The 26,297-nt window shown below is 73.2% G+C and carries 18 protein-coding genes; 11 read left to right on the top strand and 7 right to left on the bottom strand.

All coding sequences use genetic code 11. The features are described 5' to 3' along the window. Nucleotides 1-11: 11 nt before the first annotated feature. Entirely contained in the window at nucleotides 12-1,088 is a 1,077-nt protein-coding gene (locus ACFWJX_RS13175) for an NlpC/P60 family protein (protein ID WP_383241145.1), read from the bottom strand. Between the two features lie 479 nt (nucleotides 1,089-1,567). Between ACFWJX_RS13175 and ACFWJX_RS13170 the strand changes: the two genes are divergently transcribed. After that, a complete protein-coding gene (locus ACFWJX_RS13170) occupies nucleotides 1,568-1,921 on the top strand; it encodes a hypothetical protein (RefSeq protein ID WP_264924895.1) in 354 nt (117 codons plus the stop codon). A gap of 84 nt (nucleotides 1,922-2,005) precedes the next feature. Here ACFWJX_RS13170 and ACFWJX_RS13165 read toward each other — a convergent pair whose 3' ends face one another. Further along, on the bottom strand, nucleotides 2,006-3,196 hold the full coding sequence (locus ACFWJX_RS13165; protein ID WP_383241143.1) for an NlpC/P60 family protein: 1,191 nt from the start codon (nucleotides 3,194-3,196) through the stop codon (nucleotides 2,006-2,008). A gap of 445 nt (nucleotides 3,197-3,641) precedes the next feature. Between ACFWJX_RS13165 and pcrA the strand changes: the two genes are divergently transcribed. Continuing rightward, nucleotides 3,642-6,128: a DNA helicase PcrA gene (gene pcrA / locus ACFWJX_RS13160; protein ID WP_383241140.1), complete on the top strand. Its 2,487-nt coding sequence runs from the start codon at nucleotides 3,642-3,644 to the stop codon at nucleotides 6,126-6,128. A 64-nt stretch (nucleotides 6,129-6,192) separates the two neighbouring features. On the opposite strand, the gene ACFWJX_RS13155 is transcribed toward pcrA, so the two are convergent. Further along, a complete protein-coding gene (locus ACFWJX_RS13155; protein ID WP_383241137.1) occupies nucleotides 6,193-7,683 on the bottom strand; it encodes a M23 family metallopeptidase in 1,491 nt (496 codons plus the stop codon). Between the two features lie 329 nt (nucleotides 7,684-8,012). Continuing rightward, complete coding sequence (locus ACFWJX_RS13150; RefSeq protein ID WP_383241135.1) at nucleotides 8,013-8,933, bottom strand: esterase/lipase family protein; 921 nt, start codon at nucleotides 8,931-8,933, stop codon at nucleotides 8,013-8,015. Between the two features lie 456 nt (nucleotides 8,934-9,389). On the opposite strand from ACFWJX_RS13150, the gene ACFWJX_RS13145 reads away from it, so the two are divergent. Continuing rightward, the gene (locus tag ACFWJX_RS13145) at nucleotides 9,390-9,806 is read left to right on the top strand and encodes a cobalamin B12-binding domain-containing protein (protein ID WP_073495541.1); all 417 of its coding nucleotides are present in this window, start codon (nucleotides 9,390-9,392) and stop codon (nucleotides 9,804-9,806) included. A gap of 86 nt (nucleotides 9,807-9,892) precedes the next feature. Here ACFWJX_RS13145 and ACFWJX_RS13140 read toward each other — a convergent pair whose 3' ends face one another. Both ACFWJX_RS13140 and ACFWJX_RS13135 read right to left on the bottom strand, forming a co-directional pair. Next, complete coding sequence (locus ACFWJX_RS13140; protein WP_383241132.1) at nucleotides 9,893-11,515, bottom strand: DUF5691 domain-containing protein; 1,623 nt, start codon at nucleotides 11,513-11,515, stop codon at nucleotides 9,893-9,895. 139 nt (nucleotides 11,516-11,654) lie between these two features. Then, nucleotides 11,655-13,019, bottom strand: a complete 1,365-nt coding sequence (locus ACFWJX_RS13135) for an SWIM zinc finger family protein (RefSeq protein ID WP_383241129.1) — start codon at nucleotides 13,017-13,019, stop codon at nucleotides 11,655-11,657. A 145-nt stretch (nucleotides 13,020-13,164) separates the two neighbouring features. Between ACFWJX_RS13135 and ACFWJX_RS13130 the strand changes: the two genes are divergently transcribed. The 7 genes from ACFWJX_RS13130 (at nucleotide 13,165) to sucD (ending at nucleotide 23,470) form a co-directional block, all read left to right on the top strand. Next, nucleotides 13,165-14,319, top strand: coding sequence for an AAA family ATPase (locus ACFWJX_RS13130; protein ID WP_383241126.1), 1,155 nt, complete (start codon nucleotides 13,165-13,167; stop codon nucleotides 14,317-14,319). 102 nt (nucleotides 14,320-14,421) lie between these two features. Beyond that, nucleotides 14,422-16,914: a DUF5682 family protein gene (locus ACFWJX_RS13125; RefSeq protein ID WP_383241123.1), complete on the top strand. Its 2,493-nt coding sequence runs from the start codon at nucleotides 14,422-14,424 to the stop codon at nucleotides 16,912-16,914. Nucleotides 16,915-16,927: 13 nt separating this feature from the next. Next, nucleotides 16,928-18,118: a VWA domain-containing protein gene (locus ACFWJX_RS13120; RefSeq protein WP_383241120.1), complete on the top strand. Its 1,191-nt coding sequence runs from the start codon at nucleotides 16,928-16,930 to the stop codon at nucleotides 18,116-18,118. Between the two features lie 91 nt (nucleotides 18,119-18,209). Next, the gene (locus ACFWJX_RS13115; RefSeq protein ID WP_383241117.1) at nucleotides 18,210-19,085 is read left to right on the top strand and encodes a hypothetical protein; all 876 of its coding nucleotides are present in this window, start codon (nucleotides 18,210-18,212) and stop codon (nucleotides 19,083-19,085) included. A 127-nt stretch (nucleotides 19,086-19,212) separates the two neighbouring features. Continuing rightward, on the top strand, nucleotides 19,213-20,856 hold the full coding sequence (locus ACFWJX_RS13110; RefSeq protein ID WP_383241114.1) for a hypothetical protein: 1,644 nt from the start codon (nucleotides 19,213-19,215) through the stop codon (nucleotides 20,854-20,856). Nucleotides 20,857-21,385: 529 nt separating this feature from the next. Further along, entirely contained in the window at nucleotides 21,386-22,564 is a 1,179-nt protein-coding gene (gene sucC / locus ACFWJX_RS13105; protein WP_383241111.1) for an ADP-forming succinate--CoA ligase subunit beta, read from the top strand. Nucleotides 22,565-22,585: 21 nt separating this feature from the next. Next, nucleotides 22,586-23,470, top strand: a complete 885-nt coding sequence (gene sucD, locus ACFWJX_RS13100) for a succinate--CoA ligase subunit alpha (RefSeq protein ID WP_383241110.1) — start codon at nucleotides 22,586-22,588, stop codon at nucleotides 23,468-23,470. 107 nt (nucleotides 23,471-23,577) lie between these two features. On the opposite strand, the gene ACFWJX_RS13095 is transcribed toward sucD, so the two are convergent. Continuing rightward, nucleotides 23,578-24,711, bottom strand: coding sequence for a helix-turn-helix domain-containing protein (locus ACFWJX_RS13095; protein WP_383241107.1), 1,134 nt, complete (start codon nucleotides 24,709-24,711; stop codon nucleotides 23,578-23,580). Nucleotides 24,712-24,807: 96 nt separating this feature from the next. Here ACFWJX_RS13095 and ACFWJX_RS13090 point away from each other — a divergent pair, with 96 nt between their 5' ends. Next, complete coding sequence (locus ACFWJX_RS13090; protein WP_383241105.1) at nucleotides 24,808-26,220, top strand: DUF6350 family protein; 1,413 nt, start codon at nucleotides 24,808-24,810, stop codon at nucleotides 26,218-26,220. The last annotated feature ends 77 nt before the right edge of the window (nucleotides 26,221-26,297 follow it).

Below are 26,297 nucleotides of genomic sequence, written 5' to 3'. Positions count from 1 at the left end.
CAGGGGCGTCCTCAGACCACCCGGCTCGCCCCCGCGTACGGCATCTCGTCGAGCGGTGCGACACGCACCGGGGCCGAGGGGTTGGGGGCGTGGATCATCTTGCCGCCGCCGATGTAGATCCCGACGTGCGTGATGCCCGAGTAGAAGAACACCAGGTCCCCCGGCTGGAGTTCGGAGCGCGAGACGCGGCGCCCGGCGTCGATCTGCGCGTACGTCGTGCGGGGCAGGGAGACGCCCGCCGAGCGGTACGCGGCCTGGACGAGGCCCGAGCAGTCGAAGGCGTTCGGGCCGGTCGCCCCCCACACATAGGGGCTGCCCAGCTTTGCGTAGGCGTAGGAGACGGCCGCCGCCGCACGGGAGTTGGGGGCCGTCGCGGTGGCCGAGCCGGGGACGGGCAGGCTGTCGCGGGCGCCCGTCGAGGTCCGCGAGGCACGGGAGTCCGCCCGGCCTGCGTTACCCGTGGTGATCCGCGCCCGCTCCTCCGCCGTGAGCCGGTTCAGCAGGCCGCGCGCCGCGTCCAGCTTGTCGGTGATGGTCTTCTTGTGCCGCTTCAGCTCGGCCTTGCGCGTCTTGAGCGAGGTCAGTTCGACGCGGGCGGCGCCCCGCAACTGCTCGACCTCCCGCAGCTGCTTGCGGACCCGGGTGACGGCGGCGGACTGGCGGTCGCCGGCCCGTTCGGCGAAGGCGGCGTTGTCGAGGTACCGGTCGGGGTCGTCGGAGAGCGCCAGTCGCATCGCCTGGTCGAGGCCGCCGCTGCGGTACTGGGCCGCCGCCATCGTCCCCAGCGCCTCGCGGGCGGCGTTGAGGCGTGCCTCCTTGCGCGCGGCCTCGTCCTGCAGGGTCTCCAGCCGTCGCTCGGCGGCCGTCGCCTTCTCCTGCGCGCCGTTGTACTTCTCGGTGGCCGCCTCGGCCTCCTGGTACAGCTTGTCCACCTTGGCCTTGACCTGGGCGGGGGTGACGTTCGGCTCGGCGTGCCCGGTCCCGTCGAAGGCGGTCGCGCCGGCCACTCCGGCGAGGGCGATGGTGGCTGCCGTGCGGGCCGTATGGCCGCCGGCCGAACGCTGACGGGGCTTGCGGTGCGCTGGCACGTGGTACTGCACGTCCTTTCGTCGACCGCCTCGTCGATACGGCCGCCAGGCGGGCCAGGTCCGTGGGGACGGGCCTCGGCCGCCAGGGGAAGCGGCGTACTGCCGCGGGGTGCGGCTGACGCGTCCGGCGACGCCCGTACGGGGAGCGGGGCGTCGCCGGACCTTCTCGGCGGTGGTGTCCGACTGCCGCCCTGGGCCGGGCGGCGGTGGGGAGCCGGTCACCTGGGGGAGGACGCTAGGCCCGTTCGTGTCGGTCGGGTAACGCGATGTGCGGAAGTGACGCGAGCGGACTGCCGGGTGACCGGAAGTGGTCGTACCGCCGGTCCCAAGTCGTCGACTTCACGGGGCGGGCCGACCGATCCGGTGAATCCGGGACACCCCGGAGCGGCACGCTGGTATGAGGCGCATATATGCGAGCGCGGTGGCACCGAGTGGGCCGGTGTCGGGAGGAGTCCGGCCGCTGATTAGCATCCGGCCTCATGGACGTACTCATCCACCTCTTCGTCGGCCTGCACATCATCGGCATCGCCGCGCTGCTCGGCGGCTTCCTCACCCAGATGAAGGCGATGGGGCAGGGCACGGCCCGCTTCGTCCCCGCGATGCTGCACGGCGCCGCGACGATGCTGGTCACCGGCGTGATCCTGGTCGGCCTCAACCAGGCCGACGACCAGGAGGTCGACAACATCAAGATCGGCGTGAAGCTGGCCCTGCTGATCGTGATCCTCGGCCTCGTCTATGTGAAGCGGGACGACGAGAAGGTGGAGAAGCCCCTGTTCGGCCTGGTCGGCCTGCTGACCGTGGCCAACATCTTCATCGCGGTGCTCTGGACCTGAGCGACCTCGTGCGACCTGTACGGCCCGGGGTGCGCCCTGAGCGTCGCCCACGCGTTTCGGCTGCCCCGCGCGCGGCGCTCACGGTCAGGCCGGGCGCACCACACTGTGGATCGACGACTCCCCGTCGTAGTAGACCGACTCCTCGCGCACGTACGCGCCGGGCTTCGGGGCGTGGATCATCATGCCGTTGCCTATGTAGATGCCCACATGGGTGACGTCGGAGTAGAAGAACACCAGGTCACCGGGTTGCGCGGCGGAGAGTGGGACCGTCGTGCCGGCATTCACCTGGTCGTAGGTGACGCGCGGCAGGGTGACGCCGGCGGCCTTCCAGGCGGCCTGGGTGAGGCCGGAGCAGTCGTAGGAGTCCGGGCCGGTGGCGCCCCACACGTACGGCTTGCCGATCTGCGCGCGGGCGAACGCCAGCGCCTTCTCCGCCTTGGTCGCGTACGAGGAGTCCGTGGGCGGGGAGGTGGACGGTGAGGACGACGACGTGTCGGTGCCCGTGGACCCCGTCGAACCCGAGGAGCCGCTGCTCTCCTGCCGGGCGGCCGCCGCCTCTGCCGCCGCCTGCTGCTGCTCGGCCAGCTCGGCGGCCTTGCGGGCGGCCTCCTGCCGCCTCTGCTCCTCGATCGCCGCCAGCCGCGCCTTCTCCTCGGCCGTCAGCTGAGACAGCAGCGCGCGGGCGGAGCCGAGCTTCTTCTGGACGGTGGCCTTGGCGGTCTTCAGGTCGTTCTGCGAGTCGGTGAGCGTCCGGAGGCTCTGGGAGGCCTCCTGGCGCTTCTTCATCGTCTCCGCCTGGTCGGCGAAGTAGTCGTCGACCGCGCCCTTCTGCCGCTCGGTCACCCGGCCCATCAGCTGCGTCTGGTCGAAGTAGTCCTGCGGGGAGTCCGCCAGCAGGAAGGTCGCCGTGTCGGGGGCGGAGGCGCCCGTGCGGTACTGGGCGGCGGCGTACGAACCCAGCTCCTCACGCGCATCGTTGAGCTTCTGGGCGCGCTGGGCGACATCGTCGAGGAGGGTGTCGACCTGCTTGCGCTGCTTGGTCGTCTTCTCCTTGGCGGCGTTGTACTTCTCGGTGGCCGACTCCGCCTGGCGGTAGAGATCGTCGACCTTCTTCTCGACCTCCTCGACACTCGGCTTGTCGTCGGTGGAGGGGGCCGCGGTCGCCGTCTGCGAGAGCAGGGCCACCGAGGTGAGGGCGGCGGTGGCCAGAGCGGGCGTACGGATCCCTGCCACGCGGGTGCCCGCGGGGCGGGGCTTGCGGTGCTGCGACGCCAAGGGAGGCGACTCCTTCCCGTTTCCGCCTACCGGGCTAGCGGTGGGGGTGTACCCCCAGGCCGTTCCGGCACTGGAGGAGGGTTCGGGCGGGTGTGTCGGAAGGGTTGCCCTACGGCTCGTTCCTCCCCGGAGGGGAGTGAGCCGATTCACCCCAAGGTCTCGGTGGGTCCCAGGCTTGCCGCGAGGGGCGCGCCGGACTCGGCGGAGGCCGCGCGGCCGGCGAGGTTCGCCGGAAGGGGTCGTACGGCCTGCCCGGCACCGTAGCCAACTGGTGTGGCTCCTGTGAAGGTTGGTGGGTGATATGCCCGATACATTTTCGTTACCTCGGGCCAGGTCGTCGTCCGTGGTCACCGACGGTGCCAGGGGCGCGCCGGAAGGTGAGGGGCGCGGGATGTTTCCGGGACGGCCGCGGGCTGTCAGTGGGGCAGCCTAGACTCGGAGAGCGATGAGCAGCCTCTTTGACGACAGCTTCCTGGCGGACCTCCAGGCCCCCCGCGGCCACCACGAGGAACCCCCGCCGCCGCCCGAGGACGATCACTCTCCGGAACCGGTTCCGGACGATCTGTTCGGCGGGAAGTTCGACGCGCCGCCGGACCGGGACAGCTACTACCGCGACGGCGCCCCGCGTCCGCCGCTCGACGCGGCGGCCCTGCTGGAAGGGCTCAACGAGAACCAGCGCGCGGCCGTGGTCCACTCCGGCACCCCGCTGCTCATCGTCGCCGGTGCCGGCTCCGGCAAGACGCGCGTGCTGACCCACCGCATCGCCCACCTGCTCGCAGAGCGGCATGTCCATCCGGGCCAGATCCTCGCGATCACCTTCACCAACAAGGCCGCGGGTGAGATGAAGGAGCGCGTCGAGCAGCTCGTCGGCCCGCGGGCGAACGCGATGTGGGTGATGACCTTCCACAGCGCGTGCGTGCGCATCCTGCGCCGCGAGAGCAAGCGGCTCGGCTTCACCTCGTCGTTCTCGATCTACGACGCCGCCGACTCCAAGCGTCTGATGGCCCTGGTCTGCCGCGACCTGGACCTCGACCCCAAGCGCTTCCCGCCGAAGTCCTTCAGCGCCAAGATCAGCAACCTGAAGAACGAGCTGATCGACGAGGAGGACTTCGCCGCCCAGGCCACCGACGGTTTCGAGAAGACCCTCGCCCAGGCCTACGCCATGTACCAGTCGCGGCTGCGCGAGGCCAACGCCCTCGACTTCGACGACCTGATCATGACGACGGTCAACCTGCTGCGCGCGTTCCCCGACGTCGCCGAGCACTACCGCCGCCGCTTCCGGCACGTCCTCGTCGACGAGTACCAGGACACCAACCACGCCCAGTACGCCCTGGTCAGGGAACTCGTCGGCTCCTCCGAGCACCCGGTGGACGTGCCGCCGAGCGTGGACGACCTGCCGCCCGCCGAACTGTGCGTGGTGGGTGACGCCGACCAGTCGATCTACGCCTTCCGCGGCGCGACCATCCGCAACATCCTCCAGTTCGAGGAGGACTACGCGGACGCCACGACGATCCTGCTGGAGCAGAACTACCGCTCCACCCAGACGATCCTCACCGCCGCCAACGCCGTCATCGAGCGCAACGAGTCGCGCCGCCCCAAGAACCTGTGGACCAACGCGGGCGAGGGCGCGCGCATCACCGGCTACGTCGCCGACACCGAGCACGACGAGGCACAGTTCGTCGCCGACGAGATAGACCGCCTCACGGACGCGGGCGAGGCCAAGGCCGGTGACGTCGCCGTCTTCTACCGCACCAACGCCCAGTCCCGGGTCTTCGAAGAGATCTTCATCCGCGTCGGCCTGCCCTACAAGGTCGTCGGCGGCGTCCGCTTCTACGAGCGCAAGGAGGTCCGGGACGTCCTGGCCTACCTGCGCGTCCTCGCCAACCCGGAGGACTCGGTACCGCTGCGCCGCATCCTCAACGTGCCCAAGCGCGGCATCGGCGAGCGCGCCGAGGCGATGATCGACGCCCTCTCCCAGCGCGAGAAGATCAGCTTCGCGCAGGCGCTCAAGCGCGTCGACGAGGCCTACGGCATGGCCGCGCGCTCCACGAACGCCGTCCAGCGGTTCAACACGCTGATGGAGGAGCTGCGCACGATCGTCGAGTCGGGCGCGGGGCCGGCCACGGTCCTGGAGGCGGTCCTCAACCAGACCGGTTACCTCTCCGAGCTGCAGAACTCCACCGACCCGCAGGACGAGACCCGCGTCGAGAACCTCCAGGAACTCGCCTCCGTGGCCCTGGAGTTCGAGCAGGAGTCCGGTGAGGGTGAGACGACCGGCTCGCTCTCCGACTTCCTGGAGCGGGTCGCGCTGGTCGCCGACTCCGACCAGATCCCCGACGAGAGCGAGGACGGCTCGGGCGTCATCACGCTCATGACCCTCCACACGGCCAAGGGCCTGGAGTTCCCGGTGGTCTTCCTCACCGGCATGGAGGACGGCGTCTTCCCGCACATGCGCGCCCTGGGCCAGACCAAGGAGCTGGAGGAGGAGCGCCGCCTCGCCTACGTCGGCATCACGCGCGCGCGGGAGCGGCTGTACCTGACGCGCTCCGCGCTGCGCAGCGCCTGGGGGCAGCCGTCGTACAACCCGCCCTCGCGGTTCCTGGAGGAGATCCCGGCCGCGCATGTCGACTGGAAGCGGACGGGGGCGACCTCGCCGGTGTCCTCCGGTCCGGTGTCCGGGGTGGCGGCCTCGCTGTCGTCGTCCCGTTCGCGTTCCTCGGCGGCAGGCGGGTCCGGCTTCGCCACGCGGCGCACCTCGGAGAAGCCGGTGGTGGCCCTGGCCGTCGGCGACCGGGTCACCCACGACCAGTTCGGCCTCGGCACGGTCGTCGGCGTGAAGGGCACGGGCGCCAACGCGGAGGCGACCGTCGACTTCGGCGAGGCCAAGCCGAAGCGGCTGCTGCTGCGGTACGCGCCGGTGGAGAAGCTGTAGCGCGCACGCGATGAGCCCCCGGCGTCAAGTGGACGGCGGGGGCTCATCGGTGAGTCGAGCGGTCTTACGTCGGGTCGAGTCCGTGGCTGCGCAGCCACGGCAGCGGGTCGATGGCGGAGGCGCCGCTCGGCCGGACCTCGAAGTGCAGGTGCGGCCCGGTGGAGTTGCCGGAGTTCCCGGAGTACGCGATCGGGTCGCCGGCCTTCACCGTCGTACCGGAGGCGACGCGGTAGCTGGAGAGGTGGCAGTACCAGGTCTCCGTGCCGTCCTTCGCCGTCACGATCATCATGTTGCCGTAGGCGCTGTTCCACTGGGTGCGGACGGTGCCGTCGGTCGCCGCCATCACCGTGGTGCCGTAGGACACCGGGAAGTCGATGCCGGTGTGCTGGGACATCCAGTTGATGCCGGCCTGGCCGTAGTAGGCGCTCAGGCCGTGGTTCGCGACCGGCAGCGCGTACTTGGGGCGCAGCCGCTCCTTGCGGGCCGCCTCCGCCGCCGCCTTCTTCTTCTCGGCTTCCTGCTGCGCCTTGAGGTCGATGCGTTCCTGCGTACGGCTGGCCCGGTCGGCGAAGTCGCCGGCCTCGGCGGTGAGGGTCTGGAGCTGGGTGTCCAGCTTGTTGTTCGCGGTGGACGGTTGCACCGCCTGCGCGTCCGAGGCGGAGGCCGTGGTGTCGTGGTCGTCGCCACCGGTCAGCGTGCCGACCGAGGCCGCCGCGATACCGGCCACGCCCATGACACACGCCGAGGGCACGGCCACGGTCAGCAGCGCGGAACGTTTCGCGGGCGCACGGCGCCGGGACCGGTTCGCGTTACGGGTCGCCGCCCGCCCGAGCGGGGCCGGGACGGCCTCCTCCTGCTCGTCGAGGAGGAGCGCGGCGCCGTCGGCCGACTCACCGTCGGCGGGGGCGGGTTCGTCGCCGCCGACCTGTTCGAAGGTGGCGGTGGCCAGCTGGTCGAAGGGGACCTCGGCCTGCTGCTCGTACTCGTCGCCGCTCTCCGTGGCGTCGGCGCCGCCGCCGTCGGAATTCCACTGCGTCGCGTCGTAGGCGCCGGTGTCGAAGGCCTGCGTGCCCCATTCCCACTGCTGGGTCCCGTCGGCCGGGGTGCAGGACCCGTCGGGCTGGAGCCAGGCGCTCGCGTCCCACTGACCGCTGGCGTCGGCCGCGGTGGCCTGCGGCGGGATGCCCGACAGCTGCTGCGGATCCGTGGGCCAGGCCGTCGTGTCGTAGGCACCCGTGTCATAGGCGGCGTGGTGCTGGGCCGCGTACGGGTCGTAGTTCAGGGTCTGGTGGCTGCCCGTGGCCCACTGCGTGGTGTCGTACGCCCCGGTCGGGGCGGCCGATGCGTCGCCCGGCATGTCGCCGAAGAGGGGGTCGGCCGCGAACTGACCCGTGCCATGGGCACCGGTGTCGTACGTGCCGGAGTCGTAGCCGTTGTACGTGGTGAAGTCGCCGTACTGGGCTTCCGGGGAGCCGTACGACGCCTGGTGCGCCGTGTCGGCGTCGGAAGCCGGAGCCGGGGTGGTCATGGTCCCCGACGGGTGACGATCGTTCACCAACTTCTCTCTCGCCTCGACAACAGGGGCTGCCAGAGCAGTGCGGTGACTGTACCCGCCGGTATGCGGGCACGACAATCTTCCGCAGGTTTCGTGCCCGCGGGAAAGGGGCATTCGGCCCCGTTTCGGGGGACGGCGGGCGCGGGTTTGGCCCTACGTTCGAAGAGTGTTCGATGTCGAACGGCTGTCGGGGTGCTGTGGAGGCGGTGTAAGTCGGCTGTGCCGCACGGCTGTTATGTCGCCGTGTGTCTCTTTGTGGCCGGAAATGGCAATCGGACGTCTCGTCGGAGGCGTCTTGTGGCGCCTCTTGGCCGTGCTGCCGGGTGTCCTCAGGCGACCGTCAGATCGCCGGTGTGCGAGGTGTGCGGGGTGGGCGTGCCGGGCGTGGCGTCGGCCGCAGTCCCGTCGCCGTCGAGGGCCTGCCGAACGCCGGTCGCGACGGCCGGATGCACCGGGAGGGCGAGATGGCCGATGCCGCTCACCTGCACGTTCACCGTCAGGAGGTCGGGGTGGTCGAGGCGGGCGGTCTCCAACGGCGCCATCAGGTGGTCGAGGTCGCTCCAGAAGCTGACGAATCGCGTCCGGCAGCCGGGCGCGGGCCGGGACAGCTCCTCGATGACCTCCGAGCCGGGGCGCATCTGGCGCACGATCGGGTGGGCGTTCGCCAGGGGTGCCACGCGGGTCCCGGAGTGCGGGGTGCCCAGCATGACCAGCGTCCGCACGCGCGTGTCGCCGCCCAGCCGCTGCACGTAATAACGGGCGATCAGCCCGCCGAGGCTGTGCCCCACGACATCCACCTGGCTGCTGCCGGTGCGCTGGCAGATCTCCTCGATGTGCCGGCCCAGCAGCTCGGCCGCGATGCGGATGTCACAGGTCAGCGGGGAGTAGTTGAGCGACTCCACCCGGTGCCTGCCGTGCTGGGCGAGGCTGCGGCGCAGCAGGACGAAAACGGAACGGTTGTCGATGAAGCCGTGCAGCAGGACGACCGGGGGCGGGGCCTGCGTCGGCAGCCGCGCCGGGTCCTCGGCGCCTTCGACGGTGCCACCGGCCGGGGGAAGCGCGGGCCTGGCGCCGCCGCGGCGCTCCTGGGCGATGCCGGACGGATACAGGAGGAGATGGCCCGTGAGGATCGCGATCTCCAGGGCGGTCGCCTTGAGGAGCGTCACGGAGAGTCCCATCAGCCCGCTCGGCAGCAGACGGCGGCAGAGACGGAGCGGAAGAAGGGGCTCCAGGGCCCGGGTGACCTGCATGGCCGACCTCCTGTCGGCACGCTGAGGACGGCTCTGTCCCCCGTGTGCCCTCGTGGGAGTCGCGGCGGAGGCGGTCGGCGGTGCGCGAAGGGCGTGCCCGGTGGGGGTGAGCGGTGTGCTCTCGGCCCTCCTGACGTCGACGACCCGGTCCTGCCTGCCCATCGAGCCTGCGCCGATGCGCCGTACCGCCACGGTGCGCGGCCTGCGACGCGGCGGTGCGGCGACCTCGTTGCGGCTCCCGTTGCGCGGTTTTCCTCGGGTTCCCCGTCCGGGGAGAGGAAACCGCGTTTGGTGAACGTGTCCCATTGTGTGATTTCCCCCTCGGTGCGCACCGTAAAACCGCCGGTTGCGGGATGCTGGCGATAACGTGCGTTCACTTCCCCGGCCGGTGTGGTGGTACCTCTCGGTACGCAGGGAATCGGTACGGATGGATGTAGTCGCTTCATGGAGGCAGTGATGGGTGTGGCAGCCGGTCCGATCCGCGTGGTGGTGGCCAAGCCGGGGCTCGACGGCCACGATCGCGGGGCCAAGGTGATCGCGCGTGCGCTGCGCGACGCCGGTATGGAGGTCATCTACACAGGCCTCCACCAGACCCCCGAACAGATCGTCGACACCGCGATCCAGGAGGACGCCGACGCGATCGGTCTGTCCATCCTGTCGGGGGCGCACAACACGCTCTTCGCCGCCGTGATCGAGCTCCTCAAGGAGCGGGACGCGGCGGACATCCTGGTCTTCGGCGGGGGGATCATCCCCGAGGCGGACATCGCTCCGCTGAAGGAGAAGGGCGTCGCGGAGATCTTCACGCCCGGCGCGACCACGGCGTCGATCGTGAACTGGGTGCGAGCGAACGTACGGCAGCCCGCGGGAGCGTAGAGCGGTCCCGGGGCGGGAGTGGTCCGGTGCGGTCGTGCCTGACGGCGGCGGCCCGGACCCCCGCACGGCCCCTGGCGGGCCGGGTGTCATCGGGCGGCGTGGCTCACCGCGCCCAGTTCCTCGCTCATCACCGCCCGCAGCCGCAGCGTCGTGCCCAGCCGCTGGAAGGCCTCCGCCCAGTAGCCGCCCGCGCCGGGCGACGCGTCCTCCGGCTCCTCCGGGACCGCCAGCAGGCCGTCCAGACGGGCCGCCTCCGCCGGGTCGAGACAGCGTTCCGCCAGGCCCATCACTCCGCTGAAACTCCATGGGTAACTCCCCGCGTCCCGCGCGATGTTGAGCGCGTCGAGAACCGCCCGGCCGAGCGGGGAGGCCCACGGCACCGCGCACACCCCGAGCAGCTGGAACGCCTCCGACAGGCCGTGCGTCGCGATGAAACCGGCCACCCAGTCGGCCCGTTCGCCCGCCGGCAGGGTGCCCAGCAGCTTGGCCCGCTCGGCGAGGGAGACCGCGCCCGGCCCGCCCGCCTCCGGCGCCGACGGCGCACCGAGCAGTGCCCGCGACCAGACGGCGTCCCGCTGCCGTACGGCCGCCCGGCACCAGGCCGCGTGCAGCTCGCCCGCCCAGTCGTCGGCCACCGGCAGGGCGAGGATCTCCTCCGGCGTACGGCCGCCCAGCCGCGCCGGCCAGGAGGCGAGCGGAGCCGAATCCACCAACTGGCCCAGCCACCAGGACCGTTCGCCTCGGCCGGGCGGCGCCTTGGACACCACGCCGTCGCGCTCCATGCCCGCGTCGCACTCGTGCGGCGCCTCCACGACGATCGTCGGCGCATCGCGCGTGTGGTCGACGGCCACGCACGCGGCGGCCCGCACCGCCATCCGCGCGGCCAGCGCCGAACCCGGCAGCGCCGACAGCAGCTCGGCGGCCGTGGAACGGACGTTGCGGCTGCGGTCGGCCAGGGACTGCTCCAGGAACGGCTCGTCCCGGGGACCGAGGCCGGTGCGCAGCGAGTCGAGGAACATCAGGCGGTCCTCGGCGCGCTCCGTCTGCCAGGTCGACTCCAGCAGCGCGCGGGCGCCGTCCGGGTCGCGGGACCGGATCCCCGCGAGGAGGGCGACCCGCTCGGCGAACAGGCCCTCCTGCCACAGCTTCTCGATCCGGCCGGTCTCCTCCGGGCCCGGCAGGGACGCCCCACCGCCCGGCGTCGAGCGCAGGGCGAACCGCCAGTCCGGATTGAACCGGGCCAGCCACAGCGCACGCGGGCCCGCGAACTCCAGCGCCGCCGGACGCAGATCGGTCCGGCCGCGGGCCGCGTCCAGCAGGGCGGGCAGCGTCGCGGCGGGCGCGGCGAACCCACGGGCGTTCGCGGCCGCCAGCCACTGGGGCAGCAACTCCATGAGGTCCGGTGCCGTGCCCCTGCGGCCGCCTCCGCCGGTGCCGGGCCGGTCGGCCAGCAGACGGGCCAGTCTGCGGGCCGCCGCGGCGGGCAGCGCCGGGCGTGGGTCCTCGGGCGCCGGCTCAGGACGCGGCGCCGCCCGCCCCGGCCGCAGCCCGGCCCGGCGGCGCACGGTCTCCGCGGCCGCCCTGTCCAGCAGCGCCGAGGACGCGGACCGGCCGGGCGCCACTCCTGACGGCGTACGCCGGTCCGTCCCCAGCAGAGCCATGGCGACGAGGTCCTCCCAGGACGCCGACGGGCTTCCGGTGGCGGTCATGCGGGTTCCCTTCTGGTGCGCGGGGTGAGTCGTGTCGACGTGGGCTTCTTGGCTGACCGAACGGGGTGGTGGGTGGGTGCAGGGGCGGGGGTTCAGGGGGCGGGGCCACCTGGCGGGGCTGGGGCGGATCCCCAGGGGGTCAGCACAGGGGGACCGCCTCTCCGGAGGTCGGCGGCCAGGCCGTCAGGGGAGTGAAGCCGCGGTGGCCGCACTCGCCGAAGACCTTGACGGGCGTGCCCCCCGAGAGGGCGACCAGACGCCACAACCCGGGCCGGGCCGTCGCCGAAGGCGTGAGCGGCAATGCCGTGTCCCCGTCGGCATCCGCCAGCTGCCAGGTGGCCCCGTCCGGCGTGGGGACGACGCCGTCCAGGGTCACCGGCACGGACTCCAGCCAAGGATCGTCACGCAGGGCCGAGCCATAGCGGGCGGCGGCCTCCGCCGTGGTCACACCGGCCGGCCGGACCGCCGTAGGCACGGGCGGAGCGAACTGCTCGCCCAGAGCAGCCCGCCGCTGCCCGGCACCGGGATACGCCGACACCTCCGCGTCCAGGGCCAGGCCGACCGGCAGGTTCAGTTCGGGAGCGCGGCCCGCGGCGCCGTAGGAGAGGACGAGCGCGGTGCGGCCCGAGGCGACACCGTGCAGCCAGATGCGGCGGGTCGTCAGTTTGGGGTCGACGACGTCGTACTGGGCGAGGACCAGCCAGTCGTCGCGCAGCGGCGGTCCGTCCGGGGGCCGGGTGAGGCCGACACGGGTGCGGACCGTCGCCGCCAGCGCCTCCGGCAGTTGCTCGCGGTGCAGCCAGCCCTGGTCGAGGAGGTGGAGCAGCGAGCACTCCTCCAGCAGCCGCACCGGCCAGCCGGGCCCCGAACCGGGGATCGCCCCCAACTCCCGCACCCGTGCCGCGAGTCCGGGTGCCTGGGCGTCGACCATGCGGGCCGCCGTCTCCTCCCACAGCCCGTACCCCGCCTGCTCTGCGGTGGCCAGGCCGGAGCGCAGGAGGTCGGCGAGCCGCTGCTCCAACTCCGTGGCCCCCGCGGTGATCCGCTCCGCGCGGCGCTCCGCTCTGCGCCGGGCCGCCTCCGGATCGGCGGAGCCCGCTCCGGAACCCCGCGCACCCGCCCCCCGTTCCTCCTGCGTGCGCCCGCGCCGCACAGCGAGCCACCGGTCCGCCCAGTCCGGCGCCTGCCCCTCCGCTCTCGCCGGCACCGACCCCTCCCCGCCCGACCACAGCAGCAGCAGCCCGAGCGCGTGCTTGCAGGGGGACCTCCGGCTCGGACAACTGCATGTGTACGCAGGGCCGGACGCGTCCGCGACATCGATGATCGTCCGATACGGCCCGCTCCCGCTGCCCCGGCACAGCCCCCACACCGCCCCCTCGTCGGAACTTCCCGTCTCGGACCACGGCCCGGCCGCGCCGAGTTTGCTCCCCGCTTTGCGTGACGCGACGTCAGGCGCCAGCGCCAGCACCTGGTCCGCGGTCCAGCGCACCCCCAGCTGTGTCATGTCATCGAAGGTAGATCCCCCCACTGACAATCGGTCCCGAGACCGCCCTCGCCGAGGTGTTTGTGCAGGTCAGATCGCATTGTCAGTGGGGTGGTGCAAGGTGGACACCAGATCCGAACCGGCCGAGCTGGAGGGGGCCTCAGCCATGTCAGTCACCGCTGAACCGACGTCCGCCGAACCACGCCACGACCACTCCGCGCCCGCGAACGGCACAGCCGCGCCGGAGGTGCTGAGGCCGCACGCCGAGCACGCCTTCGCCCATGAACTCGCGGCGCTGGCCGCGCAGGACGACCGCCCGCGCCCCGCCCGCTGGAAGCTCTCGCCGTGGGCCGTCGCCACCTACCTCCTCGGCGGCACCCTGCCGGACGGCACCGTGATCACACCGAAGTACGTGGGTCCGCGCCGCATCGTCGAGGTCGCGGTCACCACGCTCGCCACCGACCGAGCCCTCCTCCTGCTCGGCGTGCCCGGCACCGCCAAGACCTGGGTCTCCGAGCATCTGGCCGCCGCCGTCAGCGGTGACTCGACCCTGCTGGTCCAGGGCACGGCGGGCACCCCGGAGGAGGCGATCCGCTACGGCTGGAACTACGCGCAGTTGCTCGCCCATGGCCCGAGCCGGGCGGCGCTGGTGCCCAGCCCCGTCATGCGGGCCATGGCGGAGGGCATGACGGCGCGGGTGGAGGAACTGACCCGCATCCCGGCCGACGTGCAGGACAGCCTCATCACCATCCTGTCGGAGAAGACGCTGCCGATACCGGAGTTGGGGCAGGAGACGCAGGCGGTGCGGGGCTTCAGCCTGATCGCCACGGCCAACGACCGCGACCGGGGGGTCAACGAGCTGTCCAGCGCCCTGCGCCGCCGCTTCAACACGGTGGTGCTGCCGCTGCCGGAGAGCGTCGAGGCCGAGGTCGACATCGTCGCGCGGCGCGTCGACCAGATCGGCCGCTCCCTCGACCTGCCGGCCGGACCCGACGGCATCGACGAGATCCGCCGTGTGGTGACCGTCTTCCGCGAGCTGCGCGCCGGGGTCACCTCCGACGGCCGGACGAAGGTGAAGTCGCCGAGCGGCACTCTGTCGCCCGCGGAGGCGATCTCCGTGGTGACCAACGGCCTCGCCCTGGCCACCCACTTCGGCGACGGCGTACTGCGGCCGGCCGACATCGCCGCGGGTCTCCTCGGTGCCGTCGTCCGTGACCCGGCCGCCGACCGGGTGGTGTGGCAGGAGTACCTGGAGGCGGTGGTCCGCGAGCGGGTCGGCTGGACGGACTTCTACCGGGCGTGCCGCGAGGTGAGCGCGTGAGCGCGGACGAGGACACGACCTGGGGCTGCGTACCGGCGGGACGCGGGTGGGCACGGGCCCGGGGACGACGGCCGCACGGGGAGCCACGGGGGAGGAGCCGGGATGCCGGACGGTGACGGCGAGAGGACCGACAGCGGCCGGGCGGCCGGTGCGGAGGCGGTCGGGGGGCCGGGATTCCGGGCTTCGGGGGAAGAGGCGGACGGGCGGTCCCGGTCCGGCCCGGGGGAGGCCCTGCTGCTCGGGGTACGGCATCACGGGCCGGGGTCGGCGCGGGCCGTGCGCAGGGCGCTGGACGCCGCCCGGCCGCGGACCGTGCTCATCGAGGGCCCGCCGGAGGCCGACGCGCTGATCCCGCTGGCCGCCGACGAGGACCTGCGGCCCCCGGTCGCGCTCCTCGCGCACGCCGTGGACGAGCCCGGACGGTCGGCGTTCTGGCCGATGGCCGCGTTCTCCCCGGAATGGGTCGCGATCCGCTGGGCCCTGGAGCACGGCGTCCCGGCCCGCTTCATCGACCTGCCGGCCGCGCACACCCTGGCCTGGCAGCGGAAGGCCGGCGAGGACGCGGAGCCAGCGGGACCACCACCGGGCGACGACCTCCGAGTCGACCCGCTCGCCACCCTCGCCGGCGCCGCAGGTCACGACGACCCCGAGCGCTGGTGGGAGGACGTCGTCGAGCACCGGGGCGCGGGCCGGCGCGACCCGTTCGCACCTTTCACCGCGATCGAGGAGGCCATGACGGCACTGCGCGAAACGTACGGCGCCGCGGGCGGCGAGCGGGACCCCCTGCGGGAGGCGTACATGCGGCTCCAGCTGCGGGCGGCGCAGCGGGAGTTCGGGGACGGGGCCGTGGCCGTCGTGTGCGGGGCATGGCATGTGCCCGCGCTCCGGCAGAGGACGGCGCTCACCGCCGACCGGGCGCTGCTGAAGGGGCTGCCCAGGATCAAGGCCGACCTGACGTGGGTGCCGTGGACCCACCGCAGACTGGCACGGGCCGGGGGATACGGCGCCGGCATCGACTCGCCGGGCTGGTACGCGCATCTGTTCACCGCGCCCGACCGGCCGGTGGAGCGGTGGCTGACCAGGGTGGCGGGCCTGCTGCGGGAGGAGGACCGCATCGTCTCCCCGGCGCACGTCATCGAGGCGGTACGGCTGGCCGAGACGCTCGCCGCGCTGCGCGGCCGCCCGCTGCCCGGCCTGAGCGAGGCGACCGACGCCGTGCGGGCGGTGCTGTGCGAGGGCTCGGACGTGCCGCTCGCGCTGGTACACGACCGGCTGGTCGTCGGGGACGTCATGGGGGAGGTGCCCGCCACCGCGCCCGCGGTGCCCTTGCAGCGTGACCTCGACCGGCTCCAGCGCCGGCTGCGGCTCAAACCGGAGGCCGGGGAACGGGAGTTGGAGCTGGACCTGCGCAAGGAGACCGACGCCGAGCGCGGCAGGCTGTTGCACCGGCTGCGGCTGCTGCGGGTGGAGTGGGGAGAGCCGGCGGTCTCGCGGGGGAGTACGGGCACGTTCCGGGAGACGTGGCGGCTGCGCTGGGAACCCGAGCTGTCCGTGCGGGTCGCCGAGGCGGGCGTATGGGGCACGACCGTACTGGCAGCCGCCACCGCCAAGGCGGAGGCGGACGCCGTCGCCGCGCGGGGCCTCGCCGAGGTGACCGCCCTCGCGGAGCGCTGCCTGCTGGCCGGGCTGCCGGACGCCCTGCCGACGGTGATGCGGGTCCTCGCCGACCGGGCGGCACTGGACACCGACGTCGGCCATCTCGCCCAGGCGCTGCCCGCCCTCGTCCGTTCCCTGCGCTACGGCGACGTCCGCGGCACCCACACCGGCGCGCTGGCCGACGTCGCCGCGGGCCTCGCCGAGCGGATATTCGTCGGCCTGCCCCCGGCGTGCGCCGCACTGGACGCCGACGCGGCCGAGGAGATGCGCCGCCACGTGGACGCCGTCCACGGCGCGGTCGCGCTGCTGGAGGAGGCGGCGGTCGGACCGGACCGAGGCACCCCGCTCCACAGTCGGCTGCGGGACCGCTGGCGGGCGGTGCTGCGGGTGCTGTCCGGACGGGACAGCGTGGCGGCGGTCGTGCGGGGGCGGGCCGTACGGCTGTTGCTGGACGGCGGGGAGGTGGAGCGGGACGAGGCGGCGCGGCTGATGGGGCTGGCGTTGTCGCGCGGGACGCCGCCGGCGGACGCGGCCGCCTGGATCGAGGGCTTCGTCGGGGGCGGGGCAGGCGGCGGGCTGCTCCTCGTGCACGACGAGCGGCTGCTCGGCCTGGTCGACGGGTGGCTGACGGGGGTGTCGGCGGAGGCGTTCACGGACGTACTGCCGTTGTTGCGGCGCACGTTCTCGGCGTACGAGGCGGGGGTGCGCCGGACCCTCGGCGAACTGGTGCGGAGGGGGCCCGGGGAGAGAGGCGGCGTGGTGGGGGCGGGCTCCGGGACCGCCGGATTCGCGGACGACCTCGACGCCGGGCGGGCGGACGCCGTCGTCCCCGTGGTGCGACTGCTGCTGGGGCTGGACGGCGAACAGCGGGACGGCGGACAGCGGGACGGCGAACGGCGGGACGGCAATGACAGCCAACTGACCATGACGACGATCTGACGGGGGCGAGGACATGACGATCGGGGCGACGGAGGCCGACCCCGCGCGGGAGCGGCTGCGGCGCTGGCGGCTCGTGCTCGGGGGTGGCGAGGCGGACGGCACCGAACACGAACTGACCGGCCGGGACGCGGCCATGGACGGCACGCTCGCCGCGCTCTACGGGAAGGCGGACAGAGCGCGGACCGGGCGGGACCGTTCGGCGGGACTCGGGGCGTCGGCACCGTCCGTGGCGCGCTGGCTCGGGGACATCCGGACGTACTTCCCCGCCTCCGTCGTCCAGGTCATGCAGCGCGACGCCATCGACCGGCTCGGCCTGGCCACCCTGCTGCTGGAGCCGGAGATGCTGGAGGCGGTGGAGGCCGACGTGCACCTCGTCGGCACACTCCTCTCCCTCGACAAGGCGATGCCGGAGACCACGAAGGAGACGGCACGGGCCGTCGTGCGCAAGGTCGTCGAGGACCTGGAGAAGCGGCTCGCCACCCGCGCCCGCGCCACCCTGACCGGCGCCCTCGACCGCAGCGCCCGAGTCGCCCGGCCCCGCCACCACGACATCGACTGGCACCGCACGATCGCCGCCAACCTCAAGCACTACCTGCCCGAGTACGGGACGGTCGTGCCCCAGCGGCTCATCGGGTACGGGCGGGCCTCGCAGTCCGTGAAGAAGGAGGTGATCCTCTGCGTCGACCAGTCGGGGTCGATGGCGGCCTCGGTCGTGTTCGCCTCCGTGTTCGGGGCGGTGCTGGCGTCGATGCGGTCGATCAGCACCCGGCTCGTCGTCTTCGACACGGCGGTCGTCGACCTCACCGACCAGCTCGACGATCCCGTGGACGTCCTGTTCGGCACCCGGCTCGGCGGCGGCACGGACATCAACCGGGCGCTCGCCTACTGCCAGTCCCAGATCACCCGGCCCGCAGAGACCGTGGTGGTGCTCATCAGCGACCTCTACGAGGGAGGCATACGTGACGAGATGCTGAAGCGGGTCGCGGCGATGAAGGCGTCGGGGGTGCAGTTCGTCGCCCTGCTCGCGCTCTCCGACGAAGGAGCGCCCGCCTACGACCGGGAGCACGCCGCCGCCCTGGCGGCGCTGGGCGCACCCGCCTTCGCCTGTACACCCGACCTGTTCCCGGACGTGATGGCGGCGGCGATCGAGAAACGCCCGCTTCCCGTGCCGGACCCGGACACCGCGGCGGTAAACGGGACATGAGTACCCATCGGTAACAGGGGGCTTGCGCAACCTCGGGACTCCCGTGCGAGGATCGAACGCCTTGTTTCGTCGCACGGGAGGTTCCTCCCCCTTGTCCCGCCCCGCCCTCCTGCCCGCCGCCGCCCTGCGCCTCGCGCTGCGCGGTGTGGTGCTGCTGGGCGGGTTGTTCGCGCTGGGGTTCCTCTTCGGCGGGCAGGCACAGGCGGCGGACGGGACGTCGGCCCTCACGGAGACGGTCTCTGCGGCCACGACCTCCACGACCTCCACGTCTTCCACGTCTTCGACGACCAAGGCGGTCACCGCCTCGCCGCAGGGCGCCTCGACGAACCCGGTGACGCCTGTCCGGGAGCGGGTCGTGAAGCCCGTCGGTGAGGTGCTGGAGGGCGTGAGCGAGAAGTTGGCGGAGGCGGAGACGGAGGTGACGCCTGTGGCGTCGCTGCCGAGCTTCTCCCGACTGCCGACGCTTCCCCCGCTCGGCTCCCTGCCCGAGCTGCCGGACGCTCCCTCGCTGCCGAGCCTGCCCACCCTGCCGTCTCTGCGCTCCCTGCCGACGCTCCCCGTGCCGCAGCCGGGACCGGCGCTTCCGGCGCCCGTGGCGTCTGGCCCGGGGCAGGACTCCGGCTTCGGGACCGTGGAAGCGGCGGCGGCGCCGCAGCCGTCGTACGGGCCCCGGGGTGTTGTGCGCGAGGCCCCGGTGGGGCCGGTGGCGCACGGCGGTGGGCAGCATCGTGGCGGGCATGCCGCGACCGGCGGTCACACAGCCGTGCAGGTGACGCCTGCCGGGGTGCCCGACGGGGCGCTGGGCAGCGCGTCGCTGCTCGACAGCGGTGGTCCGCGCCATGCCGACGCGCACGCGGTGACGCCGTGTCACCGGGTGCCGCTGCTGCTGGTGCCCGGCAGTGCCGTGCGTATGGACGCGGCCGGGATCAGGGACAGGTACCGGGACATCCCCGTCTTCCCCGGCTAGGGCAGGTCTCTCTCCGCCCGCCGTGGACCTGCCGCGCGGGTGGAGACACGCCGCCCGCCGGCCCGGAGCCTGTGTCTGGTCGCTCCGGCGCCGGGATGTCTTCAAGTCTCAAGGATCTGACGTACGCATGAACAAGAACATCCGCCGTTCCATCGTCATAGCCGCCGGTGTCACGGGCGCGTGGGCGCTCGGCTCCGCCACCGCCGGAGCGGACGAACTGCCCGCCTCCGCCCTCACCCTCCCGGACGTGACCAGCACGGTCGACGACACCCTCGAAGCCGCCACCACCACTACCTCCGCCGCGACCACCGAGGTCACGGGAACGGTCACCGGAACGGCCGTCGACGCGGAGGCCACCGTCCCGCGGGCCGAGGCGGCCAAGGTCCGTGGCGCGCAGGCCATCCAGGGCGCGCGGGCGGCACGGGCCGCGACCGCCGCGACCGCCGCGACCGCCGCGACCGCCGAGGTCGCCGCCACGCACGCGACCGCCGCCAGGCACGCCGTCGACACCACGCACGCCGCCGCCCGCATCCAGGCCGTCGACACCACCAAGGTCACCGACACCGTGCTCCCCGTCGCCTCCGGCCTCCCGACGGCCCCGGCGGACGGCATCGACAGCGACGTCGACAGCGACTACCTCTTCGGACCCCTCGCCGCCTTCGCGCCGGAGGTGGAGCAGGCGCTGGCCGCCGCGCAGACGAAGCTCGCTCCGGTCGCGGGAGAGACCGCCGACGGGGTCGTCCCGCCGGTGGCCGCCTCCGCCGTCGACGGGGCGCGGCACGTCACCACCGGCGCGGTGCACGGGACGGTCCCGGTCGCCGGGCGGACGGCGCACGGCGTCGCCCCCGTCGCCGCGCACACGGCCGGCGCCGCGACCGCACTGGCCCACGGGGTCGTGGCGGACGTCCAGCCGGTCGCCGGCGGAGCGGTGCACGGCCTGCGGCCGGTCGTCGGGGGTGCCCTCGCGGACGTCCCGCCGTACGTCACCGGGCTCGTCGGCGAGGTCACCCATGACGCGACCGGCGCCGTCCTGCCGCCCGTCGCGCACACCGCCGTGCGGGCCGTCGTACCGGTCGCGGGGCAGGCGGTCGCGGACGCGGCCACGCTGGCGTACGGCGTCGGCGGCGAGGCCGGTTCCTTCGCCCAGGGCGTGACCGGCACCGCCGACGACTTCACCGCGGCCGTGGCGGCGCCGGTAGCCCCGCTGGTCACGGACCTGACGGCCCCCGTCGCCCCACTCGCCGGGAACGTGACGGCGCCCGTCGCCCCCTTCACCCAGCAGGTGACGGGCCCCGTCGTGCCGTTCGCCGGGGAGACGACGGCCCCGGTCGTGCCGTTCGCCCACGAGGTGTCGGCCCCCGCCGTCGCCCTCGCGTACGAGGTGGCCGCCCCGGTGGTCGGGTTCGCCCAGGACGTCTCCGCCCCCGTCGCCCCGTTCGCGGGGGACGCGACGGCCCCGGTCGCCCCCTTCGCCCACGCCGTCACCGGCCCGGCCGGCCCCTTCGCCCACGACGTCACCGCCCCGGTCGCCTCCTTCACGCAGACCGTCACCCGTACGGCTCACGGGTTCGGCCAGGATGTGACGGCTCCCGTCGCCCCCTTCGCGTACGACGTGAGCGGTGACGCCGGTTCGCTGGCGCACGGCCTGGCCGGTACCGCCGGTTCCGCCGCCCAGGCGCCTGCCGGGCACGCCCTCACGGGTGCCGAGGCGGCTGCCGGGGCGATCGCCCCCGCCTCCGTGCGGCACGCCGTCGACACCTACCGCGTCTGATCCACCGGCCCGCGCACGCGACGCGTGCACCCGCGTGCACCGCGCCGCGCGGGCCCCGCAGATCCCCGTCGGCCACGCGCCGACGGGTACCGGCTCCGTGGGAGGAAGGACCCGGACGGCCGAAAGCCGTCGGTCGTGTCCGGCCGTACCCCGCGGACAGGGCCGGGCGTCCCCATTGGGGTGGGGGCGGCCCCGGTCCTGAGCCCTCCGGGGCTGTTCACGGGGCCTCACCGGGTCAACCCCAGCCCGGTGAGGCCCCTTTCCGGTGCCTCTCGTCCCCTCCCCGGCACCTCACAAGCGGCACCGCGTGCCAGTGATCTCGGCATCATGTGACAGGTATCACCGCTCAGGTGTGACCCGCGATTTAGAGGCCCCCGGCAAGCAGGGATAACCTGCGAGGCGGACATGCCGCGCGCTCGGACACCGTGTGCGCCTCCCTTGTGACTGACAGACGGCGGACGTCACGTTGCCCTCGCGGCACGCCCACGCAGACAACGAACCGCGAGATCACTGATAGGGACGGAAGCGCGTGGACCTGTTCGAGTACCAGGCGAGGGACCTCTTCGCCAAGCACGATGTACCGGTGCTGGCCGGTGAAGTCATCGACACGCCTGAGGCGGCCCGCGCAGCCACTGAGCGTCTCGGTGGCAAGTCCGTAGTCAAGGCCCAGGTGAAGGTCGGCGGCCGTGGCAAGGCCGGTGGCGTGAAGCTCGCCGCCACCCCGGACGAGGCCGTCGCCCGCGCGACGGACATCCTCGGCATGGACATCAAGGGCCACACGGTCCACAAGGTGATGATCGCCGAGACGGCCCCGGAGATCCTGGAGGAGTACTACGTCTCCTTCCTCCTCGACCGCACCAACCGCACCTTCCTCTCCATCGCCTCCGTCGAGGGCGGCATGGAGATCGAGGAGGTGGCGGCCAACCGCCCCGAGGCCGTCGCCAAGACGCCGATCGACGCCAACGAGGGTGTGACCCCCGAGAAGGCCCGCGAGATCGTCGAAGCCGCGAAGTTCCCGGCCGAGGTCGCCGACAAGGTCGTCAACGTCCTTGTCACGCTGTGGAAGACCTTCATCGAGGAGGACGCCCTCCTCGTCGAGGTCAACCCGCTGGCGAAGGTCGCCTCCGGCGATGTCATCGCCCTCGACGGCAAGGTCTCCCTGGACGAGAACGCGGACTTCCGCCACCCCGACCACGAGGCACTCGTCGACCACGCGGCGGCCAACCCCCTCGAGGCCGCGGCCAAGGAGAAGAACCTCAACTACGTCAAGCTCGACGGTGAGGTCGGCATCATCGGCAACGGCGCGGGTCTCGTCATGAGCACCCTCGACGTCGTCGCGTACGCCGGTGAGGCGCACGGTGGGGTCAAGCCCGCCAACTTCCTCGACATCGGCGGCGGCGCCTCCGCCGCGGTCATGGCGAACGGCCTGGAGATCATCCTCGGCGACCCGGACGTCAAGTCCGTCTTCGTCAACGTCTTCGGTGGCATCACCGCCTGCGACGAGGTCGCCAACGGCATCGTGCAGGCTCTGCAGCTGCTCAAGGACAAGGGCGAGGAAGTCACCAAGCCCCTCGTCGTCCGCCTCGACGGCAACAACGCCGAGCTGGGTCGCAAGATCCTCTCCGACGCCAACCACCCGCTGGTGCAGCGCGTGGACACCATGGACGGCGCGGCCGACAAGGCCGCCGAGCTCGCGGCTGCGAAGTAAGGAAGAGGGACAGACACAGCCATGGCTATCTTCCTCAACAAGGACAGCAAGGTCATCGTCCAGGGCATGACCGGTGCCACGGGCATGAAGCACACCAAGCTCATGCTCGCGGACGGCACCAACATCGTCGGTGGCGTGAACCCCCGCAAGGCGGGCACGTCCGTCGACATCGACGGCACCGAGATCCCGGTCTTCGGCACGGTCGCCGAGGCGATCGAGAAGACGGGCGCCAACGTGTCCGTCCTCTTCGTCCCGCCGGCCTTCGCCAAGGCCGCCGTGGTCGAGGCGATCGACGCCGAGATCCCCCTCGCGGTCGTCATCACCGAGGGCATCGCGGTCCACGACTCGGCCGCGTTCTACGCGTACGCCGTGTCGAAGGGCAACAAGACGCGGATCATCGGCCCGAACTGCCCCGGTCTCATCACCCCGGGTCAGTCGAACGCCGGCATCATCCCGGGCGACATCACGAAGCCGGGCCGTATCGGCCTGGTCTCGAAGTCCGGCACGCTGACGTACCAGATGATGTACGAGCTGCGGGACATCGGCTTCTCGTCGGCCGTCGGCATCGGTGGCGACCCGGTCATCGGCACCACCCACATCGACGCGCTGGCCGCCTTCGAGGCCGACCCCGACACCGACCTGATCGTCATGATCGGTGAGATCGGTGGCGACGCGGAGGAGCGTGCCGCGGCCTTCATCAAGGACAACGTGAAGAAGCCGGTCGTCGGCTACGTCGCGGGCTTCACCGCACCCGAGGGCAAGACCATGGGCCACGCCGGCGCCATCGTCTCCGGCTCCTCCGGTACGGCCGCCGCGAAGAAGGAGGCCCTCGAGGCCGCCGGCGTCAAGGTCGGCAAGACGCCGACCGAGACGGCGAAGCTGGCGCGGGCCATTCTCGGCAGCTAAGCATCGCCTGGCCGGCTGAACCTCCGGCTGGACGTCGGTGGGCCCGTCCCCTTCGTGGGGGCGGGCCCACCGGTGTGTCCGGAGGTGCGCCGGGCGGAGCCGTCGCGTCAGCGGGGCTCCGGCAGGAGCTTCTCCGGGCCGTTCGCCGATTCCGCCCGGAGCTTCGCCCGGAGGGTCAGTTCCGCGGTCGAGAGGGTGCCGGGAGCCGCCCTCGGGGGGAGGCCGGGGACCGTTTCGCCGGCTGGGACCGGGGGCTCGTAGCGGGTGGGGGCCGAGTGCAGGGTCAGGGCCGTCGCGCCGATGATCGCCACCGTGACGGCGATCGCCGCCCTGGTCCAGAACCGTGCCCGGCGCTCGCTGCCGTTCCGTACCGTCGGGGGCTTGGCGGCGCGCAGCCGCTCCGTCGACGCCGTTTCGGCCAGGCGGCGGTGCAACACCTCCGGTTCCGCCAGATCCGGCAGCCGGGCGGCGATCGCCGAGCGGGCGTGCAGCAGCCGGTTCGCCGCCGCCGGTGTGCTCGCCTCCGTCTCCGCCGCGGTCTCGGGCAGCCCCAGGCCGACCCCGTCGTACAGCAGCAGGGTGCGGCGGTACGACGGCGGGAGCGTCAGGAGTACGTCGAGCAGGGCGCGGTCGGCGGCGTCGGCGGGCGGCGGTTCGGGGTGGCGGTAACGGGGGCGGAACCGGTGCCAGGGGGACAGCGCGTACTCGTACGCCGTCGCCCGGACCCAGCTCGCCGGGTCGGGGTCCACGGCCACCTCGGGCCAGCGCTGCCAGGCGACCTGGAAGGCCTGCTCGACCGACTCGCGGGCCAGCTCGCGGCGGCCGGTGAGGAGGTAGGTCTGGCGGACGAGGGCGGGCGCGCAGAAGGCGTACAGGGCGTCGAAGGCCTGAGCGGGGGTCAGGGGGGCGGAGGCGGGGGGCGGGGGAGTGAGGCCGGCGGTGGGGACGGGGGGTCTCGGTTTCCCGGTCCTCACCAGACTGACCGTCAGCTCCGGTGCGGGCTGCGGGTCCTGCGGGGCCGTCACGTCGGCCGACGGTCCGACCGCCAGTGAGGCCAGCAGCTTCCCGTACGACTCCCTCTTGCGGCCGCTCGGAGTCGAGCGGCCGGTCTCCCATGCGCGCACCGTCTCCCTGCTGACGCCCAGCTGTGCCGCCAGCTGAGCCTGTGTCAGCGAGGCCTTCTCGCGCAGGCGTCGGCGTTCCCCGGGCGGGGGGAGCGGGGTGTCGAAGCTCTGCGTCACAGGGCACCCCTTCGTACGAAAAAGTACATAAACGTATATTGAGCGACACAACGGAGGTTCGCCTGTTACGACGGGAAAGCGCGTGTCGTTGCGACCATGGCGGGCGTGATCCAGATGACCGCTCGCCGTTCGTCGTTGTCGCTCCTCCTCGCCCGGCTGCGTGACCGATCCCCGGGACTGGCCGCCGGACTGCTCGGCGGTGTCCTGGCGGCCGGGCTCGGGCTCGGCTCGTTCGTCGTGCTGGTGATGGTGCTGTGGATCAGCTCGCCCTACCCCGACAGCGGGCCCGGCGGTGCGTTGCATGTCGCCGCCGCGCTGTGGCTGCTGGCGCACGGGGTGGAACTGGTGCGTGCCGACACCCTGTCCGGGGTTCCCGCGCCCGTCGGCGTCACGCCCCTGCTGCTGCTCGCCGTGCCGGTGTGGCTGCTGCTCCGGGCCGCACGGGACGCGGTGGACGGGGGCGGGGCGGAAGACGCGCCTCTGGTGAGCGCCCGTACCGCGTGGGCCGGGGTCGTCGTGGGGTATCTCGCCGTCGCGGCGGCCGTCGCGGGATACGCGGCGGGAGGTCCCCTGCGGCCCTCGTGGGTGTGGGCAGCGGCGTGCCTGCCGGCGGTCGTGGTCGCCGCGGCGGGGGTGGGGGTGTGGACGGCGTACGGCCGTCCTCGTGGGCCGGTGGAGAAAGTGCTGGCGCTGTTGCCGCGCGGGGTGCGGCGGCTGGTGCTCGGGGTGGAGGGGCGCGAGCGGGTGGGGATGGCCGTGCGGGCGGCGGGGGCGGGGGCCGCGGTGCTGGTCGGCGGCGGAGCTTTTCTGGTGGCGGCCTCGTCGGTGTGGCACCTCGGGGCGGCGCGGGGGGCGTTTCTGGAGCTGACGGAGGGGTGGTCGGGGCGGTTCGCGGTGCTGCTGCTGTGCGTGGTGCTGGTGCCGAACGCGGCGGTGTGGGGGGCGGCGTATGCGGTGGGGCCCGGGTTCGCGCTGGGGGCCGGGCATGTGGTGGCGCCGCCGGCCTCCGACCCGGCTCCGCTGTTGCCGCCGTTTCCGCTGTTGGCGGCGGTGCCGGAGGCAGGGGTGGGTGGGGGGCTGAACTGGGCCGCGGTGGTGATCGCCCTGCTCGCCGGGGGTGTGGTGGGGGCGTTCGTCGCGCGGGGGGCCGTGGTGGGGGGTTGGTCGTGGAAGCGGGTTGTCGGGGTGGTGGGGTTGGCGGGGGTGATGTGTGCGGTCGGGTTCGCGGTGTTGGCGGGGATGGCCGGGGGGCCGTTGGGGGTGGGGGCACTGGCTTCGTTCGGGCCGGTGGGGTGGCAGGTGGGGGCCGCGGTGGCGGTCTGGGTGGTGGCGGTGGGGGTGCCGGTGGGGTTGGGGCTGCGGGGCTGGTGGGGGCGGGGTGCGGCTGCGGCCGTTGGCGTTGCGCCGGTCGCTGGGCCGGTGCCGGTGCCGGTGGCCGTGCCCGCGCCTGCGTCCGGCTCCGATGCCGAGCCGTACGACTTCGAGCGGGAGGGCGACGGGGCGCCGTGAGGCGTGTTTTCGCCCCCGCCGCCCCTTCCCGGCCCGAACCGGGGCTGCCGCCCCCGGATCCCCGCTTCGGCCCTGAA

It is taken from the genome of Streptomyces sp. NPDC058335, assembly GCF_042723915.1.
In the GTDB taxonomy this organism is placed as follows: domain Bacteria; phylum Actinomycetota; class Actinomycetes; order Streptomycetales; family Streptomycetaceae; genus Streptomyces.
This window is presented reverse-complemented; position numbering and strand designations above follow the sequence as displayed.